Origin of the sequence: Amycolatopsis cihanbeyliensis, from assembly GCF_006715045.1 — a bacterium.
Taxonomy (GTDB): Bacteria; Actinomycetota; Actinomycetes; order Mycobacteriales; family Pseudonocardiaceae; genus Amycolatopsis; species Amycolatopsis cihanbeyliensis.
This window is the reverse complement of the sequence record NZ_VFML01000001.1, coordinates 685,447-703,490: the sequence shown is the minus strand read 5'-3', so window position 1 is coordinate 703,490 and position 18,044 is coordinate 685,447. Positions and strand designations below refer to the sequence as shown.

Here is an 18,044-nt window from a genome sequence, read left to right as displayed (position 1 = left end):
GTGGCTACTCCGTCCGGATCCGCAACGTGGCGGGCAAGCGGCTGCGCAGCAGCGCGGTGGCGGCGTCCACCCCGTGGCGCACGGCCAGCTCGCCGTCCGGTTGCTCGATCATGCTGGCCACGGTCGCCGCGAACAGCACGTCACCGGCACCGGTGGTGTCCACCGCGTCGATCGGGGTGACCGACAGCGCGCCGCGCTGCTCGCCGTGCCAGAACCGGATTCCGGCCGTGCCGTTGGTCTCCACCAGCAGCGCCTCGCGGGGTGTTCGGTCGCGGAGTGTGCGCGGGGTGAGCATCCGCTCCAGGAAAATCCGCTCCCGGGCGCTGAAGGTCAGGACGCTGACCCGGAACAGCAGGCGATGTACCAGCGCGGCGGTGTAGGCATCCGGATCGCCCTTGACCCCCCAGGCGAGCCGCTGCTCGGGGCGCAACATCCGCAGCACGTCCACGGTGGCCGAGCGCGGGCCGACCAGCAGGCACACCCAGTCGCAGCCCGCGAGCACCTCCCGCTGCGCGTCGGTGAGGCCGGTCGGCATCCGGTCGCCGGGGTCGTAGACCACCACCGTGTCGCCCTCGGGGCCGTAGAACAGGTAGCAGGACGGGGTGCGGTCCCCGGCCGCCACGACGCCGGTGGTGTCCACGCCGAAGGAGGCGAGCCGTTCGGTGTACTCCTCGCCGAGGGCGTCCGCACCGACCCAGGTCACGGCGTTGACCTCGAGACCGGCCTCGGCCAGGCCGCGCGCGGCGTAGGCGATCCCGCCGATCCCCGGCCACGGCTCGGACAGCCGTTCCCTGATCAGGGTGGTGCCCCGTGCGCCCCGGAACTCCTCGGTCGCCATCGCGTGATCCACGCTGGCGTAACCGACTACCGCGACTCGTGGCATCACAAGCTTTCCCATGCTTGCTCGAGTGAGACGACCTTGCCGAAGTACCGGTTGATGTCCTCGAGGCTGGCCTCGGCGAGGTGTGGACGGTTGGAGTTCGTGGCCTCCCGCGGTAGCAGCACCTCGTACCCCGCGGCGAACGCGTCCTGCACGGTGGCGCGGACGCAGACGTTCGTCTTCACCCCGGCGACGACGACCCTGGCTATCCGCTGCTCGCGCAGCAGCAGATCCAGGTCGGTGGCGTAGAACGCGGAGTAGCGCCGCTTGGGCACCTCGATCTCGTCCGGCGGGCCGGTGGGCTGGAAACCCTCGACGTAGCGGGCCTGGTCGTCCCCGATCTCGCAGTGTCGCGGGAGCTTCTTGTGCTCGAAGTCGGCCAGCCCCGGATAGTGCCGCTCGACCGCGTGCACCACCAGCCGCCCCCGATCCCGCGCCCTGGCGAGCAGGCCGCGCAACGGGTCGAGCACCTCGGCCGACTCGGGGTAGTAGGCGGGTTTGCCAGGGGTGAAGAACGCCTCGAGCACGTCCACGAGGATCAGCGCCGTTCCTGGGGTTGTGATGATCAGCCCGCCCTTCGGGTTCTGCGACGGCTTTCCCGGATGCCGGTGACGGTCAGTACTACGGCCACTACAAGATACGGCAGGGTTTGCAGCAGGTGCGCGGCGCCACCCCCGGTCTGGACACGGGCCTGACCGGCGTCGAAGAAGGCGAACAGCAGGCAGGCCGCGGCCGTCGGCAACGGACGTGACCTGCCGAAGTAGAAGGCGGCGAGCGCGATGAACCCGCGCCCGGCGACCATATCGGTGTGGAAGAGTCCGACCTGGCCCAGGCACAGCTGCGCGCCGGCCACGCCGGCGAGCAGGCCGGCCAGCACGCTGGACTGGTCCCGGATCCGGGTGGCGGGCAGGCCGAGCGACCGCGCGGTCTCCGCGCCGGCCCCCGCGGCCCGTAGCCGGAGCCCGGCGCGGGTGTGCCGCAGCAGCATGCTCACCGCGGGCAGCGCCAGTACGGCGAGCCAGAACAGCGGATCCTTGCCGGACATCAGCACGCCCAGCACCGGAACCTCGGCGAGGAACGGGAGATCGAGCCGGGGCAGCGGGTCCAGCCCTGGCACGCGCAGCGTCCCCGACACCCCGAACAGCTTGCTCAGCAGGTAGCCCGCGACCCCGGCGATCATGATGTTGTACCCGAGGCCCACGACGATCGGGTTCGCGCCGAGCCGGGTGATCGGCAGGGACATCAGCAGGCCGAGCAGGGCGCCGGTGGCCGCCGCCGCGGCCACGCCGGCGAGCCAGTCGCCGGCCGCGCCGCTGACCAGCGCCGCGGTGAGCGCGCCGGCGAGCATATGCCCCTCCAGCCCGATGTTCACGATGCCGCCCACCCGGTTGAGCAGCCCGCCGGTGGCGGCCAGCGCGAGCGGGGTCCACAGCAGCAGTGCCGAGGCGACCAGTGACTCGATCACCGCGCCGCGCCCCTGGACAGGGCACCCCTGGCCACGGCGAAGATCATCACCGCGCCGGTGAGCACCTGCACGATGTCCAGCGGGATGTCGCTGAACAACTGCACGGTGGCGCCCGCGGAGGACATGGCGCCGAGGAACAACGCGCCGAGGGCGACGCCGAGGGCACCGTTGCGGCCGAGCAGCGCCACGGCGATACCGGTGAAGCCGTAGCCGGGGGAGAATCCCTCGACGAAGCGATGCACCACACCGAGCGCCTGCGCCCCGCCACCCAGCCCGGCCACCGCGCCGGACACCAGCATGGCGACCAGCACCACCCGGCCGGTACGGATGCCCTGTGCCCGCGCGAACTCCGGGTTGTGCCCGGTCATCCGCAACTCGTAGCCGGGAACCGAGTAGCGGATCCAGCAGGCGTATCCGGCCAGCAGCGCCAGCCCGAGCAGCACGCCCACGGTGAGGCCGGGTGACAGCAGCACCGGCAGCCAGGCGTCCGGCGGCACCAGCGGGGTGGCCGAGTTGGCCACGCCCTCGGCCTGGAGGAAGGAGGTCACCAGCCACCCGGCCAGGCCGAGTGCGATGAAGTTGGTCATGAGCGTGATGACCACTTCGTTCACCTCCCACCTGGCCCGCAGCCAGCCGGGGACCGCGCTGGTCGCCATGCCGGCCGCGGTGCCCGCGGCCAGTGCGAGCAGGGCCACCAGCGGACCCGGCAGCCCGGTGAGGTGCGCACCCACAGTGGCCGCGGCCAGGCCGCCGAGCACGAACCCGCCCTCGGCCCCGACGTTGAACACCCCGGCGCGGAAGGTGAACGCGGTGGCCAGCCCGGTGAACAGCAGCGGGGTCGCCGCGACCAGGGTGGCGGCGACCCGGTCGAGGTCGCCGAACGCCTCGCGCAGCAGCAGGGGGTAGACGGTGAGCGGATCGTCCCCGGTGGCGAGCAGGACGAGCGCACCGACCGTGAGTGCCGCGAGGACGGGGGCGAGTGCGGGCAGCAGCCTGCCGGGCGCCAGCGCGCTCATCCCCGCGCGCTCCCACCCAGCATCAGCTCACCGACGGCCGCCCGGTTGTGCGGCCCGCCGCCGAGCTCTCCGGCGAGGCGGCCGCCGGACAGCACCACGATCCGGTCACTGAGTGCGAGCAACTCGTCCAGCTCCTCGGACACCAGCAGCACGGCGGCGCCGCCGTCGCGCAGGGCGCGCAGCCGTTCGTGGAGGAAGGCGATGCCCTGGACATCCACCCCACGCGTGGGGTGCGCCGCGACCAGCATGCGGGGCCGGCGTTCCAGCTCGCGCCCGAGCACCAGCCGCTGCTGGTTGCCCCCGGACAGTGTCCGCACCGGATCGGTCAACCGCCCGTGCCGCACCGCGTACTCACCGGTGAGCCGGTCGACGGCGGCCCGCATCGCGGTCCGGCTCAACCATCCGCCGCGGGACGACGGCCCGCGGTGCGCGCCGGCGATCGCGTTGTCGGCGAGGGACGCGTCCGGCGCGAGGCCCTCGCGGGTACGGTCGGCGCCGACATAGCCGAGTCCGGCGGCCCGCCGGTCGGCCACCTTCCATCCGGTGACGTCCTCGCCCCGCAGCAGGATCCGGCCCGAGGTAGCCGGGTGCAGCCCGACGACGCAGCCGGCGAGCTCGTCCTGACCGCTCCCGCTGACCCCGGCGACACCGACGATGTGACCGGCACGCACCTCGAAGGACACCTCGTGCAGGCCCGGCGACCCGGCTGCGGTGAGGCCGTCCAGCGTCAGCACGGCCGCACCCGGTCGCCCGGCAGGGCGGAACTCGGTGTCCGGGACGTACCGGCCGACGGCGAGCTCGGTCAGCTCGCGCTGGCCGACGGTGGCGGCGTCCACGGTGGTGACCGTCCTGCCCCGCCGCAGCACCGTGACCACATCGGCGATGTCCAGCACCTCGTTCAGTTTGTGGCTGATGAACACCACGGTGTGCCCGGCCTCGCGCAGCCCGCGCAGCAGGCGGAACAGCCGCCGCACCTGTGCCGGTGCCAGCGCCGAGGTGGGTTCGTCCATGATCAGAACGCGAGCGGAACGCAGCAGTGCGCGCAGGATGGCGACCTGCTGACGCGCGCTCACCGGGGCATCGGCGGCGCGGGTGTCCCACGGCGGGTCGAGCCCGGCCTCGGCGGCGACCCGGTGCGCCTCGGCCCGTGCCACGCGCCAGTCGATGAGCGGACCTCGGCGTGGTTCCGCGCCGAGGACCAGGTTTTCCAGCAGGGTCAGCTCGCCGACCATGGCCGGCTCCTGCTCCACGATGGCGATGCCGCGAGCGGCGGCGTCGGCCGGGCCGCGCAGCCGGACCGGTGCGCCGTCCAGGACCACGGTGCCGGAGTCCGGCTGGTCGAGACCGGCGAGGATCCGCATCAGGGTGGTCTTGCCCGCACCGTTCTCCCCGACGACGGCATGCACGGTTCCACTGTGGACATCCATACTCAGGTCGTCGTTCGCGACGACCTGGCCGAACCTCCGGTGCACGGCACGGGCACCGAGTGGGGCGGTCACGGGGTCAGCCGGTGAGCCAGCTCGGGTATCCCTGGCTCACCACGTTCCACACGTCCCGCCTGCCGTCGACGATCTCCTCCCGCAACTCGCCGATCCGGGTGCGGATCGGTTCCGGGATGTCCTGCTTGGTGTGCTCGAACCCGGTGAGCCCGACACCGCCTTCGGACAACCCGAGGGTGAGAGTCTCGCCGCCGGTGAACCGGCCCTCGGCGAACCGCGCCACGGTCCTGGCCACGGCCTGGTCGCTGCGCTTGACCATGCTGGTGAGCACGTGGCCCGGCGCGATGTCGTCCTGGTTGGTGTCTACGCCGATGGCGTAGCGGCCCGCGTCGGCGGCTTCCTGGATCACGCCGGCACCGGTGCCGCCCGCGACCTGGAAGACGATGTCCGCGCCCTGTTCGTACATGGTGGAGGCGAGTTGCCTTCCGGTGGCCGGGTCCCCGAAGGTGTTGCTGTACTTGACCAGGACCTCCACCTCGGGATCGGTTTCCCGCGCGCCCTGCACGTAGCCGGAGACGAACTTGTCGATGCCCACCGACTTGGTGCCGCCGATGACGCCGATCTTCTTGGCCGGGTTGATCTTCGGGTTGCCGGTCTGGGTGGTCATCATCGCGGCGAGCGCGCCGGCGAGGTAGGAGCCCTCGTGCTCGGCGAACATGATCGAGAGCACGTTCTCGCCCCGCACCTCGGTGTTCAGGATGGCCCAGCGGACGTCCGGGTGCTCGGCGGCGACCGTCGGCAGGATCTCCCCGTGCGAGAACTCGAGGTCGATCACCAGGCCGAAGCCGGTGGTGGCGGCACGCCGCAGGATCTGCTCGCCCTGCGCGACGATGTCCGCGGACTCGATCGGGCTGCCCTCGATGCCGTGCTTCTCGGTCGAGGACTCGAACCCGCTGAGCGCGAGATCGTTGTAGGACTCGTCGCCGATGCCGCCCTGTGCGATCACCAGTGCCGCTTTGTCCCGGCCGCCTCCGGACTCCGTTTCTCCGGCGCAGCCGGCTGCCAGCGTGGCCACCAGCAACAGACCGCACGCGAGGGCACCCCTTCTCATGGCACCGGAATGTACACCCGGAGTCGGGTCAGTGATTCACCAGACATGCCTACGGTTCGGCGGTGCATGCCTCTCCGCGGTGCGACCAGCGATCTTACGGAATGGCGCCGTTCGGCCAGATCACCGCCGTGCGATGGGCTTTGCAACGGATTGGCAACCCGCTTGACAGTACCTGTGGTCCGGACCACGCTCTACCTCTATTGGTCTACACCACTGAGACAACTACCCGGCAGTGGTCCGGGCGAGGAGGGCGGCACGAGTGAGACGTTGGGTGAAGGGCGCGGTCTCAGCCGCGGCCGTGGCGCTGTTGGCCACCGGCTGCGCCGGTTCCGGCGGCGACACGGGCGGCGAGCCCGAGGACGGTCCGCGCGCGCTGACCGTGTGGATGATGGAGGGCTCCGCGCCGGAGACGCTGACCAACGAGCTGCACGGCGAGCTCGAGGCCGCCAACGAGGGCGTCACGGTCAACTACGAGGTACAGCAGTGGAACGGGATCCAGGAGAAGTTGACGACCGCGCTGGCCGGGGACAACCCGCCGGACGTGATCGAGCTCGGCAACACCCAGACCCCGCAGTTCGCCGCCGAGCAGGTGCTGCTCGACCTTTCCGGCTCGGCCACCGAGCTGAACTCCGCGGAGTGGCTGGAGGGCCTGCGCGCGTCCGGTGAGTACGACGGCAAGCAGTACGGCATGCCGTTCTTCGCGGCCAACCGCGAGGTGTTCTACCGCAAGGACATGTTCACCGAGGCCGGGATCGCCGGCCCGCCGACCTCGCGGGCGGAGTGGCTGGACGCGATCACCAAGCTGAACGAGAAGTTCGGCGACGATCCCGAGTTCCAGTCGTTGTACATGCCTGGTCAGAACTGGTACACGCTGCTGTCCTTCATCTGGGACGAGGGCGGCGACGTCGCGCGGGCCACCGGCGACGGTTTCCAAGCCACGCTGGACTCGGCCGAGTCCAAGGACGGGCTGGCCTTCTACCAGGAGCTGGTGGAGTCCTCCGGCACCACCGCGCCGAAGGACTCCGACGAGCAGACGCCCGCGCAGTCGGGGATATACGGCCAGGGCAAGGTCGCGATGTTCATCGGCCTGCCGTGGGAGATGGCGAGCGTAACGGAGGACGCCCCGGAGCTGGAGGCCAAGACCGGAGCCTTCCCGATCCCTTCGAAGGTCGCCGGCGAGAACGCCCCGGTGTTCCTCGGCGGCTCCAACCTCGCCATCCCGGCCAACAGCAAGAATCCGGAACTGGCCAAGGAGTACCTGAAGCTGATCAGCAGCGCCAAGTACCAGGGTAAGATCGCCGAGGCGGGCATGGTGCCCGGCACGTCCAAGGACACCAGCGCGCTGGAAGCCGACCCGTTCGGCAAGGCGATGGCCGAGGCGGCGCAGAAGGGGAGGGCCGTTCCGGCCAGCCCGGAGTGGGGCAGCATCGAGGCCGGGCAGAATCCGTTGAAGGACATGCTGACCGCGGTGCTCACCGGGGCCAAGGACATCGACACCGCCAGCGCCGACGCCAACGCCGCGCTCACCAGCGCACTGGCCGGCTGAGCGCCGCACTGGTCAGTAGATGACAACGGTACTTCCCACGGTGCCGGCGGGCGACCACCCGCCGGCACCGTCCGGTGGCCGGAAGGCACGCTCCGCGGTGCGCCGGCTCACCGGTGAGCGCGCCATGCCCTATCTGTTGCTCGCCCCCGCGGTGCTCGTGCTGGTCGCGTTCCTGGGCTGGCCCGCGGTACAGGTGATCGGGATCAGCCTGCGCAGGCTCGATCTCGGCGCGCTGGTCCGCGGCGAGGTGGTGTGGGTCGGGCTGGCGAACTACCGGGAGATCTTCGCCGACCCGGAGTTCTGGACGATCACGTTGCGCACGCTGGCCTTCACCGCCACCTGTGTCGGCGGCGTCATGTCCTGCGCGTTGCTGATCGCCCTGCTGATGCGGCACCTGCCGTCCGCGGTACGGGTCATCCTGCAGGTGACCCTGGTGCTGGCCTGGGCCATGCCGATCATTGCCTCGACCACCGTGTTCCAGTGGATCTTCGATCAGCAGTACGGGATCCTGAACAAGACACTGGTCAAACTGGGTTTCGAGAGTTTCGCGGGACATTCCTGGTTCGGCAGCGGGGTGAGCACGCTGGCGGTGATCAGCCTGCTGATCATCTGGCAGGCGGTCCCGTTCGTCACCTTCACGCTGTACGCCGGCCTGCTCACCGTGCCCAAGGACCTGTACGAGGCGGCCGGCATCGACGGGGCACGGCCTTCGCAGGTCTTCCGCGCGGTCAGCTGGCCCGCGCTGCGGCCGCTGATCACCTTGACCACGTTCCTCTCCGTGCTGTGGAACTTCAAGGTGTTCGCGCAGGTGTGGGCCATCAGGGAAGGGGGACCGGACGGGGAGAGCACCACCCTGCCGGTGCTGCTGTACCTCAAGGGCATCGCCGACAGCCGATTCGGTGTGGCCTCCGCGGTGGCCACGTTGATGGTGCTGCTGCTGGTGGTGCTCACCGCGAGGTACCTGCAACTACTGCTGCGGACCAGGGAGGGGCAGGCATGAGCAGCATGCGAACCGGGCCGCGACGGATCCTGCTGGGCACCATCGGCCTGCTGGTGGCCGCGGTCTTCGCCTTCCCGACCTACTGGATGATCACCAGCGCGCTCAAGCCGCCGATCGAGGTGCTGTCCGCGCGGTACGACCTGATCCCGCTCTCGGTGTCCCTGGACAACTTCGCCACCGCGATCGCCAAGCCGGGTTTCGCCACCTACCTGACCAACAGCCTGATCGTGACCCTCGGCGCGGTCGCCTGCTCGCTGGTCGCCGGCCTGCTCGCGGCGGTCCCGCTCGCCAGGCTGCGCTTTCGCGGGCGCAAGGGCTTCGTGCTGCTGGTGCTGGTGGCCCAGCTGGCGCCGCTGGAGGCCCTGTTCATCCCGATGTACCTGCTGATGAAGGACCTCGGGCTGCTGAACACCCTGCCCTCGCTCCTGCTGGTGTACTTCGCCACCACCCTGCCGTTCACCATCTGGACCCTGCGCGGTTTCGTCAACGGGATCCCGGTCGAGTTGGAAGAGGCGGCGATGGTCGACGGGTGCGGCCGCTGGGGAGCCTTCCGCAGGGTGACCCTGCCCCTGCTCGGTCCCGGGCTGGTGGCCACCTCGGTGTTCGGCTTCATCACCGCGTGGAACGAGTTCCTGTACGCCTTCGTGTTCATGCGCGACTCGTCGAAGTACACCCTGCCGGTGTGGCTGGAGTCCTTCCAGACCGCGTTCGGAACCGACTGGAGTGGCGCGATGGCCGGTGCCGTCCTGTACTCCGTGCCCGCGCTGGTGTTCTTCCTGCTGGTGCAGCGCAAGCTGGTGTCCGGCGGTACCGCCGGCGCGGTGAAGGGATGACAAGTGCCCGTTGTGGAAAGTGAGTTGCGCGAGCTCGCCGCGGGCGTGCTGCTCGCCGGGTTCGAAGGGGCCCGCGCGCCGGACTGGGTGCTGGCCGCACTCGACCGTGGTCTCGGCGGTGTGGTGCTGTTCGCCCGAAACGTGGTGGACGATCAGCAGGTGGCGGAGCTGAGTACGCGGCTGCGGGATCGGCGCGAGCGGGTGGTCGTCGGGATCGACGAGGAGGGTGGTGACGTCACCCGGCTGGACGCGGGGACCGGATCGTTGTTTCCCGGCCCGCTCGCGCTCGGCGCGGTGGCCGACCCGGAGCTCACCGGCAGCGTCGCGGAGGGACTCGGCGGTCGGCTCGCCGGGTGTGGGGTCACCCTGAACCTCGCACCCTGTGCCGATCTGACCCTCACCCGGGACGATCCGATCATCGGCGTACGTTCCTTCGGTTCCGACCCGGCCGCCGCCGCGGCGCAGGTGGCCGCCTTCGTATCCGGGTCGCAGCGATACGGTGTCGCCGCCTGCGCCAAGCATTTTCCTGGTCACGGAGCGTCCACAACGGATTCTCACTTCGCGCTCCCGGTGCTCAGGCGCACCGACTCCGAACTACGCGCGGCCGAGCTGATCCCGTTCGCCGCGGCCGTGCGGGCCGGGGTTCGCGCGGTGATGCCGGGGCACCTGGTGGTCCCGGAATGGGGTGCCGAGCCGGCGACCCTGAATCCGAAGGCGATCACCGGCGTGTTGCGCGGGGAACTGGGCTTCACCGGCACGGTGGTCACGGACGCGCTGGAGATGGGCGCGGTGGCAGGCGAACTCGGTCGGGTGGACGGGCTCGCCGCGGCGGCCGTGCGCGCGCTGGTCGCCGGCGCCGACGCGCTCTGCATCGGGGGTGAGATCGCCGCCGAGGCGGCGGTGACCCAGGTGACGGATGCCATCGTGCGGGCGGTACGAGCCGGCGAGCTCACCGAGGACAGGCTCGCCGAGGCCGCGGCCAGGGTGGCGGAGCTGGGCACCGTCCCGGCGCCGCCCGTCGGGGGCGCCATCGACCCCGACATCGGGAGGTCCGCCGCCCGCGGCGCGATCCGGGTCCGTGGCCGGGCCGGGCTGGCCGGGCCGCCGCTGGTGGTGGACGTGCAGGTGGCGCCGAGTATGGCCGCCGGTGCGGTGCCCTGGGGACTCGGGCCGCGGCTGGCCGAACTGCTGCCGGGCACCCGCACGGTGTGCGCGGCCAGCGGCGAGCTGGACGCCGGCGAGCTGGCGGCACGCGTGCAAGGCGGCGGGGTGGTGGTGACGACAAGGGACGCGCACCGGTATCCGGAGGCGACCCGCCTGGTCACCGAGCTGGTCGCGCTCGGCCTCGATGTCGTGCACGTGGAGACGGGGGTCCCTGGACCGGATCTCGGTGCCGGTTGCCGGGTGGACACCCATGGCGGTTCCCTTGTGAGCCTGCATGCGGCCGCGGAACTGCTGGCCGGACGGTCCTGAACTCAGTGCCTGTTCCCGGCCTCGATCGGTGCCGTTTCCCGGTTCGGCAGGTGGGCGAGAATGATGCCGACCGAGGCCAGCAGGACGTTTCGCATGGCCGCGTCCATGCCGTTCCAGTCGGCGGATTGCCACATCTGGAACCATTCGCCGCCGATGGCGAGGAAACCACCACCGAACAGCAGCACCTGCATGAGCCAGCCGAGGGTGGAAAGGCGGCGTGCCGTGTCGGTGCCCGTGCGGCCGGCGAGTGCACGCACCCAGGCGATGAACCCGCCGAGCAGCGCGACGGCGGTGAGCGCCTCCCACACGATGATGGCGAAGTAGGCGATGTCGGCCAGGGTCGGGTCCGTGATCGCCCGCCACATCAGATTCGGTGACTCGAAGGTGGTGTCCATGGCCAGCACATGCCGGACGAATGCCTGGTTGGTGCCGAAATCGGTGAGATTGTTGAGGACGACCATTCCCATGTACAGGCCGGTGATCGCGCTGAGTACCGCGACGACCATGTGCAGGCTGCCCAGTCTGGCGAGAAGACGCATACGGCGAAGGCTACCGACGAGTCGGTATTTACGTCAGTTTCTCCCGGAGGTTATCGTACACGGTAACCTGGGTGAAGAAGTATCCACCATGGCCCAGGCCGCGCCGATTGCTACGATGTCGCCCGACTATTGGCTTTTCCCCTCGAACGGAGTGGGTGGATGACTGCGGACCGGGCCTTCGACGCGTTGGCCGACGAGGTGCGGCGGGAGATTCTCTCGGTGCTGGCCCGGCACGGCGAGTGCAGTGCCGGGGATATCGCGGCCAAGGTCGGGCGGGTCGGCAGGACAACGGTCTCCAGCCATCTGCGGGTGTTGCGCACCTCTGGCGTGGTGGCCGAGCGCAAGGCGGGGCGCAACCGCTACTACTCGCTCGACTCGGCCGGCCCGGCGCGGGACGCGCTGACCTTCTTGCAGGAGCTGTTCCAGTCCTCGCTCACCGAGCTGAAAACGACCGCCGAAACGACGCCGGCCGAACCTTTACCCAAACATTCCGGAAAGGCTGGGTAGGAGTTTGGGCTCGGTGGTGCTCTCGGCCGAGGAGTCGATCGCGGCCACCCCGGGGGAGGTGTTCAGTCTATTCGGTACCGGCCGGGGCTCCGGATGGGTTTTCGACGCCGAGTGCGATCGGCTCGCGGTCGGTTCGGCGGTGACGTTCAACCTGCCGGTCGGCCGCGGCCGCCACGGTCACACGGTGCAGATACTAGGTCGGATCAGCGGGATCGTGCCCGGGCGGCGCATCGTGGTGGCGCACGACGAGCCCTGGCGCGGCCGCCTGCGGGTGGCTTTCGAACCCGCCGCCGCGGGATGGACCACCGTCCGGCTCACTGCCCAGGTCGAGGACGGCGGCGTCGAGTGGCTGGCCCGCCGCTGCGGCTGGCCGGCCGCGGAACCGGAGGATGACGGCACGCACCGGATCGGCCTGCTGACCAGCCAGTCCGGCCCCGCCGCGGTGTCCACCATCGGCTGCGAGCACCTTGCCGAACTCGCGGTGGACGAGCTGAACGCCGAGGGTGGCCTCGATGGCAGCCGGGTGCGGTTGCTCGTCGGCGACGACGCGACCAGTCCCGAGGTGGGTGCGATGGAGGCACGTCGCCTGCTGCGCGCAGGCTGCCGGGTGCTCCTCGGCAGCGTCACCTCGGCGACCTTCACCGCCGTGCAGCATGCGGTCGAGGGCGAGGGCATACCTCTGGTACATGCCGTGATCAACGAGGGCGGTGCGGGACCGGGCCACGTGTTCCGGCTCGGCGAGCGGCCTGCCGATCAGCTGCGGGCGGCCGCGACGCCGTTCATGCGGCACACCGGGGCGCGGCACTGGTTCCTGGTGGGCGACGACTATTCCTGGTCGCACGGGGCGCACGCCGCGGCGCGGGTGGTGTTGCCGGAGCGCGGCAACGTGATCGTGAACGAGCGGTACGTCCCGCTCGGCACTCGGGACTTCACGCGGGTGATCGAGGACATCATGCGCTCGGGCGCGGATCTCGTCCTGTCCACCCTCGCCGGAGCCGACGAGGTGGCCTTCCAGAAGCAGAGTCTGGAAATGGGCCTGCGAGACCGCTGCCGCACCCTTTCCCTGCTGCTGGACGAGTCCACCCGGGAGCGGATGGGTGATCGTGCCGCCGCCGGCCTGTGGACCTCGCTCGGCTACTTCCAGCAACTTCCCACCCGGCGCAACAAGGAACTACTCGCCCGATACCGGGAGGCCTTCGGCCGCTGGGCGCCGCCGGTGTCCTCGATGTCGGCCGCGGTGTACGAGGCGGTCCTGCTGTACGCGGCGGCGGTGCGCAACCTGCGCGGCGGCGACCAGCAGGGGGTGGCCGGCGAGTTGCGACGGCTCCGCGCCGACCTGCCCCGCGGGGATGTCGAGCTGGCCGGGCCGCACGTGCTCCGGCAGCGGCTGCACCTCGCCGAGGCCAGGCCGGGCGGATTCCGGGTGTTCGATACGCCGTTGTGACCCGTTGGAGTTAGGCCAAACGTGTCAACGTGACGACACTCATTGACGCAGTGCGTGCCCGCTCCGTAGTCTTTGGCCCTCATTGCGCACCTATGGTTGCGGTAGCTCCGGTGTGAGGCGGGTGAGTTGGGCGCACGAATGGAGTTCACGGCGAAGGTGTACGAGACGATGGCCGAGACGACGCGGATCTACACCACCTGGTTTCGATGCGTGCGGGACGGCAGGGACCACGCCGTGACGGACGAGGAGTTCGCGGCGCCGACCGCGCCGTTCCCCGGGCAGTACCGCGCCATCTGCGACCACCTCGTGCAGATCGCCGCCGCGGTGACCCCACCCGGGCAGGCCTGCCCCCACTGCATGGACACCCTGCGCGGGCCGGCGGCCGTCGAACCCGCGCCGGAGGCCGCGCCGAGGCTGCTGGCGAGGTTGTTCCGCAGGCCCCGCCCGCCGCGGCCACGGACCGGACACTGACCCGCCGGAACGGGGAGCCGCGAGTGACCACGCACCACCACGTGATCACCTAACCTTGCCGGATGGACTATGCGGACTATCGCCGGCACGACGCGGTCGGCCTGGCCGAACTGATCGCCAGGGGAGAGGTGTCCCCCGCGGAGCTGCTCGAGGTCGCGATCGCTCGTGCCGAACGGGTCAACGGTGAGCTGAACGCGATCGTGCGGCCGATGCACGACACGGCTCGCGCGCGGGCCGCCGCCGGGCCGACCGGTCCGCTGGCGGGGGTGCCGTTCCTGATCAAGGATCTCCTCCAGGACTACGCGGGTGTGCCGACCGGTTCGGGATGCGGGGCACTGCAGCAACGGCCGGTCGCCGAACACAGCGCGGTGGTCCGGCGCTGGCTGGACGCCGGCCTGGTGATCTTCGGCAAGACCAACACCCCCGAGTTCGGCGCGAAGGGCATCACCGAGCCCACCGTGCACGGCCCCGCCCGCAACCCATGGAACCCCGCGCACACCCCCGGCGGGTCCTCGGGCGGCTCCGCGGCCGCGGTCGCCGCCGGGGTGGTGCCGGCCGCCGGGGCGAACGACGGCGGCGGCTCGATCCGGATCCCGGCGGCCTGCTGCGGGCTGTTCGGGCTGAAGCCCGGGCGTGGCCTGGTGCCGGCCGGGCCCGGAGCCGCCGAGCACCTGCACGGCGCCGGCACCAACGGGGTGGTCTCCCGAAGCGTGCGGGACAGTGCCGTGTTGCTGGATGTGCTGACCGCCGATCCCGATCCTGGCGGGCCTTTCCTTCCCGCGCGTCCCGAGTTGCCCTACGCCGAGGCCGCGCGCCGGGATCCTGGCCGGCTCCGGATCGGCTGGACGGCGGGCTCGCCGGTCGGGGCGGAGGTGCACCCGGAGGCGGTCGCCGCGGTGACCGATGCCGCGGAACTGCTGGCCGGACTCGGTCACGAGGTCGAACCCGCCGAGGTCGGCCTGGACGGGCGCGCGCTCTGCAGGGACTTTCTCACCATGTGGTTCGCCAAACTTGCCCGGCAGGTGGCGGTCACCCGCCGGGAAACCGGTGCCGGCCCGGACGGCTTCGAGCTGGACACCCGGCTGCTGGCTGCCGCGGGCCGTGCGGAACGCGCGGTGGACTACCTCGAGGCGCACGAGCGGTGGAACGACTACAACCGCGCGCTGGCGGCCTTTCACGAGCGCTACGACCTGCTGCTGACCCCGACGCTGGCGCACCCGCCCGCCCGGATCGGTGAGCTCGAGTTGCCCGCGTGGATGCGTGCCGCGGGGGCGGCCATGCTGCGCATGGGGCTCGCCGGCAGGCTGATGTCCAGCCGCGCGGCCGACGGGGTGGTGCTCGGGAACCTGGCGCGCACGCCGTATACCCAGCTCGCCAACATCACCGGGCGCCCGGCGATGAGTGTGCCCACCTATCGCACTCCGGGTGGTCTCCCGCTCGGAGTGCAGCTCGTCGGCGGCCTCGGCAGCGAGGGCACGTTGCTGGCGCTGGCCACGCGGATCGAGGCCGAGCGTCCGTGGGGCCTGGCACCATGGGGGACGTGACCGACTGGGTGCCGCCGGCCGTGCCCGAGCTGGTGTTTCGCGGCAAGCGCGTGGCCGGGGACCGGGCACTGGTGATGGCCATCGTCAACCGCACCCCGGATTCTTTCTACGACAGGGGAGCCACGTTCACCGACGAGCGGGCCAGGGACGCGATCCGGCAGGCCGTGGCCGACGGGGCGGACATCATCGACATCGGCGGCGTGAAGGCCGGTCCCGGTCCCGAGGTGGACGTGGACGAGGAGATCCGGCGGGTCGTGCCCACGGTCGCCTGGGCCAGGGAACGGTTCCCCGAGGTCGTGATCAGCGTGGACACCTGGCGGCACACCGTCGGACGGCAGGCCTGCCACGCCGGCGCCGACCTGATCAACGATACCTGGGCAGGGCACGATCCGGAGCTGGTCGGGGTGGCGGCCGAGTTCGGCGCGGGCTATGTGTGTTCGCACACCGGCGGGCTGACCCCACGCAGCCGGCCGCACCGGGTGCGCTATCCCGACGTCGTGTCCGCGGTGGTGGACGAGGTGACCCGGCAGGCGGAAGGCGCGGTGGCGCGGGGTGTGCCGCGAGCGGGAATACTCGTCGATCCTACGCACGATTTCGGCAAGAACACCTGGCACGGTCTGGAACTGCTGCGCCATCTGGATCGGCTGGTGGACACCGGGTGGCCGGTGCTGATGGCACTGTCGAACAAGGATTTCGTCGGGGAGACCATCGGCGTCGATATGGCGGGGCGGCTGGACGGAACCTTGGCGGCCACCGCCGTCGCGGCCGCGAGCGGGGCCGCGGTGTTTCGCGCGCACCAGGTTCGGCAGACCCGGCGCGTGCTGGAAATGGTGGCCAGTATTCGCGGCACCCGTCCGCCCTCGTCCACACTGCGCGGCCTCGCCTGAGCGTGACCGCGGAGCGCCGCCGCGTTTCATCCCATGGGGCACCGGAAGGCTGTCCGAAGTGTTCGGCCGAGTATCGAGAACATTGGTACCGTACATCGTACGGGTAGATGCTGCGAGCTGTTCCGACAGATCTCGGTGCGGGTGGAAGGCCGTAAGCCGAATGAAACTCAAATTAAGCTGGGTATGTGTGCCTGCCGGTGTCTATCATGCGGCCACCGGATCCCTTGCTCGAACGACGACGCCCGGGGTATACGGTGTCAACATGAAGGTGGTCTTCCGGGTATGATTGCCGAGATCGAGTGGTAGAAATCTACTGGCGATTGGCGGTAGCCGGGGTGAATGAGCGGCATCTGTGGGTTCCCGGTCTGCCACGACGGGCACATGGCTCAGCCGTTCTGACATGTACCCGTTGGACAAGTGTTCGGTGAAAGAGGAGAAACATGGCACAGCAGGTCCTGGTCTCGTTGGTCGACGACATCGACGGTTCCGAAGCGCAGGAGACTGTCGAGTTCGGTCTGGACGGCGTCACCTACCAGATCGACCTCTCCGAGGATAACGCGGAAGAGCTGCGGGACGTTCTGGCTCAGTACGTGGAGCACGCCAGGCGGGCGGGTGGCCGTAAGCGGACCGCGAAGCGCGGTGCGCGCAATGGTGCCCGGCCGGCGAGTGCCGACCGTGAGCAGAATCAGGCGATTCGCGCCTGGGCGCGGGACCAGGGTTACGAGATCTCCGACCGTGGTCGTATCCCGGCCGAGGTGGTCGACGCCTACCACGGTAAGAAGTAACCGTCGCGGCTCGCGGTGGGTGGACAGATTCCGGGCGCGTCACGCTCCGGCCCGGAGGCAAATCGGGTAAACGGAAGTCGGCCGCCGGGAAGAATGGCGGCCGACTTCCGTACGGTCAGCCGGTCACTCTCCGGGCAGCCAGGCCTTGACCTTGTCCTGGTTCTCCTCCACCCACTTCTTGGCGGCGGCCTCCGGTGACATCTTGTCCTCGGCGATGTAACCGGCGACCACGTTCTGGTCCTCGTTGGTCCACTCGAAGTTCTGCACCAGCCGGTATGCAGGACCGCCGGCATCTGCGAACTTCTTGCTCACGATCTTGTCGAGGTCGTATTCCGGATAGTCGCAGGCCACCTTCTGCGCGTCCTCGTCGCAGCCCTCGGTATGCGGCGGCAGTTGCACCTTGGCCAGCTCGATGTCCTGGAGCAGCCAGTGCGGTGAGTAGAAATAGCCGAGGAACGGCTTCTGCCGCTCCTGCGCCTGCCGGAACCCCTGGATCAGTGCCGTCTCGCTTCCGCCGTAAACCACCTTGTAGTCCAGGTCCAGGTTGCGCACCAGAGCCTCGTCGTTGGTGACGAAGGAGGGGTCGCCGTCGAGTAGCTGGCCCTTGCCGCCCGACTCGGAAGTCCGGAACAGGTCGGAGTACTTGTTCAGGTTCTTCCAGTCGGTGATGTCCGGGTATTTCTCCACCATCCACGGCGGCACGTACCAGCCGATCTCACCGTCGACGCCGGTCGAGCCGGCCTCCACCGCGGTCTGCTGCTCCTCGATGTACTTCTTCTTGAGGTCGGCGTGACCCCAGTTCTCCACGATGGCGTCGACCTCACCGCTGCCGAAACCCTGCCAGGCGATCTCCTCCTTGAGATCCTTCTTGTTCACCGTGCAGCCCAACTCGGTCTCCGCGACATGCGCGATCACCGCGGCGTTCGCCTTGTAGCCGACCCACGGGTTGATGGCCAGGTTGAACGTGCCGCACTCACCGGAGGCTGCATCGCCACCGGACTCGCCGACCTTCGCCCCGCCGCAACCCGCCAGACCCAGCGCCGCGACCAGTGCGATCCCGGTGCCGAGCGCCAGCCTGGTGGTGGCGGTCCTGTTCTGTCCCAC

18 protein-coding genes are annotated in these 18,044 nt (G+C 70.2%); 10 read left to right on the top strand and 8 right to left on the bottom strand.

What is annotated here, in order from left to right:
* Positions 1-4: 4 nt before the first annotated feature.
* Genes FB471_RS02855 through FB471_RS02830 form a run of 6 tightly spaced genes read right to left on the bottom strand, consistent with a single transcriptional unit; the run spans position 5 to position 5,911 of the window.
* Complete coding sequence (locus FB471_RS02855; RefSeq protein ID WP_141995797.1) at positions 5-898, bottom strand: carbohydrate kinase family protein; 894 nt, start codon at positions 896-898, stop codon at positions 5-7.
* Positions 883-1,419 (bottom strand): cysteine hydrolase family protein, encoded by a 537-nt coding sequence (locus tag FB471_RS02850; RefSeq protein ID WP_281287428.1) that lies wholly within the window; start codon positions 1,417-1,419, stop codon positions 883-885. Before FB471_RS02850 ends, FB471_RS02855 begins: the two co-directional genes overlap by 16 nt.
* A 26-nt stretch (positions 1,420-1,445) precedes the next feature.
* Positions 1,446-2,345, bottom strand: a complete 900-nt coding sequence (locus tag FB471_RS02845) for an ABC transporter permease (RefSeq protein WP_141995796.1) — start codon at positions 2,343-2,345, stop codon at positions 1,446-1,448.
* A complete protein-coding gene (locus FB471_RS02840) occupies positions 2,342-3,361 on the bottom strand; it encodes an ABC transporter permease (RefSeq protein WP_141995795.1) in 1,020 nt (339 codons plus the stop codon). Before FB471_RS02840 ends, FB471_RS02845 begins: the two co-directional genes overlap by 4 nt.
* Positions 3,358-4,860, bottom strand: coding sequence for an ABC transporter ATP-binding protein (locus FB471_RS02835; protein WP_211357932.1), 1,503 nt, complete (start codon positions 4,858-4,860; stop codon positions 3,358-3,360). Before FB471_RS02835 ends, FB471_RS02840 begins: the two co-directional genes overlap by 4 nt.
* Positions 4,861-4,864: 4 nt before the next feature.
* Entirely contained in the window at positions 4,865-5,911 is a 1,047-nt protein-coding gene (locus FB471_RS02830; RefSeq protein WP_141995794.1) for a BMP family lipoprotein, read from the bottom strand.
* A gap of 259 nt (positions 5,912-6,170) precedes the next feature.
* Between FB471_RS02830 and FB471_RS02825 the strand changes: the two genes are divergently transcribed.
* From FB471_RS02825 to FB471_RS02810, 4 genes are read left to right on the top strand one after another with little or no spacing between them, the layout of a single operon-like run.
* Positions 6,171-7,457, top strand: coding sequence for a sugar ABC transporter substrate-binding protein (locus FB471_RS02825; RefSeq protein WP_141995793.1), 1,287 nt, complete (start codon positions 6,171-6,173; stop codon positions 7,455-7,457).
* Between the two features lie 19 nt (positions 7,458-7,476).
* A complete protein-coding gene (locus FB471_RS02820) occupies positions 7,477-8,457 on the top strand; it encodes a carbohydrate ABC transporter permease (protein WP_141995792.1) in 981 nt (326 codons plus the stop codon).
* Positions 8,458-8,462: 5 nt separating this feature from the next.
* Entirely contained in the window at positions 8,463-9,290 is an 828-nt protein-coding gene (locus FB471_RS02815) for a carbohydrate ABC transporter permease (protein ID WP_142001520.1), read from the top strand.
* A gap of 3 nt (positions 9,291-9,293) precedes the next feature.
* On the top strand, positions 9,294-10,763 hold the full coding sequence (locus FB471_RS02810; RefSeq protein WP_141995791.1) for a glycoside hydrolase family 3 N-terminal domain-containing protein: 1,470 nt from the start codon (positions 9,294-9,296) through the stop codon (positions 10,761-10,763).
* Between the two features lie 2 nt (positions 10,764-10,765).
* On the opposite strand, the gene FB471_RS02805 is transcribed toward FB471_RS02810, so the two are convergent.
* Complete coding sequence (locus FB471_RS02805) at positions 10,766-11,302, bottom strand: DUF2165 domain-containing protein (RefSeq protein ID WP_141995790.1); 537 nt, start codon at positions 11,300-11,302, stop codon at positions 10,766-10,768.
* Positions 11,303-11,461: 159 nt separating this feature from the next.
* Here FB471_RS02805 and FB471_RS02800 point away from each other — a divergent pair, with 159 nt between their 5' ends.
* The 6 genes from FB471_RS02800 (at position 11,462) to FB471_RS02775 (ending at position 16,940) form a co-directional block, all read left to right on the top strand.
* A complete protein-coding gene (locus FB471_RS02800) occupies positions 11,462-11,809 on the top strand; it encodes an ArsR/SmtB family transcription factor (RefSeq protein WP_141995789.1) in 348 nt (115 codons plus the stop codon).
* A gap of 13 nt (positions 11,810-11,822) precedes the next feature.
* A complete protein-coding gene (locus FB471_RS02795; RefSeq protein ID WP_211357931.1) occupies positions 11,823-13,253 on the top strand; it encodes a substrate-binding protein in 1,431 nt (476 codons plus the stop codon).
* Between the two features lie 168 nt (positions 13,254-13,421).
* Positions 13,422-13,724, top strand: coding sequence for a hypothetical protein (locus tag FB471_RS02790; protein WP_141995788.1), 303 nt, complete (start codon positions 13,422-13,424; stop codon positions 13,722-13,724).
* 62 nt (positions 13,725-13,786) lie between these two features.
* The gene (locus FB471_RS02785) at positions 13,787-15,268 is read left to right on the top strand and encodes an amidase (protein ID WP_141995787.1); all 1,482 of its coding nucleotides are present in this window, start codon (positions 13,787-13,789) and stop codon (positions 15,266-15,268) included.
* 20 nt (positions 15,269-15,288) lie between these two features.
* Positions 15,289-16,155, top strand: a complete 867-nt coding sequence (folP, locus tag FB471_RS02780) for a dihydropteroate synthase (protein ID WP_425457092.1) — start codon at positions 15,289-15,291, stop codon at positions 16,153-16,155.
* 440 nt (positions 16,156-16,595) lie between these two features.
* Positions 16,596-16,940, top strand: coding sequence for a histone-like nucleoid-structuring protein Lsr2 (locus tag FB471_RS02775; RefSeq protein ID WP_141995785.1), 345 nt, complete (start codon positions 16,596-16,598; stop codon positions 16,938-16,940).
* Between the two features lie 123 nt (positions 16,941-17,063).
* On the opposite strand, the gene FB471_RS02770 is transcribed toward FB471_RS02775, so the two are convergent.
* Positions 17,064-18,044 carry an ABC transporter substrate-binding protein gene (locus FB471_RS02770; RefSeq protein WP_211357930.1) on the bottom strand — a complete coding sequence of 327 codons (981 nt, stop codon included), beginning with the start codon at positions 18,042-18,044 and terminating at the stop codon, positions 17,064-17,066.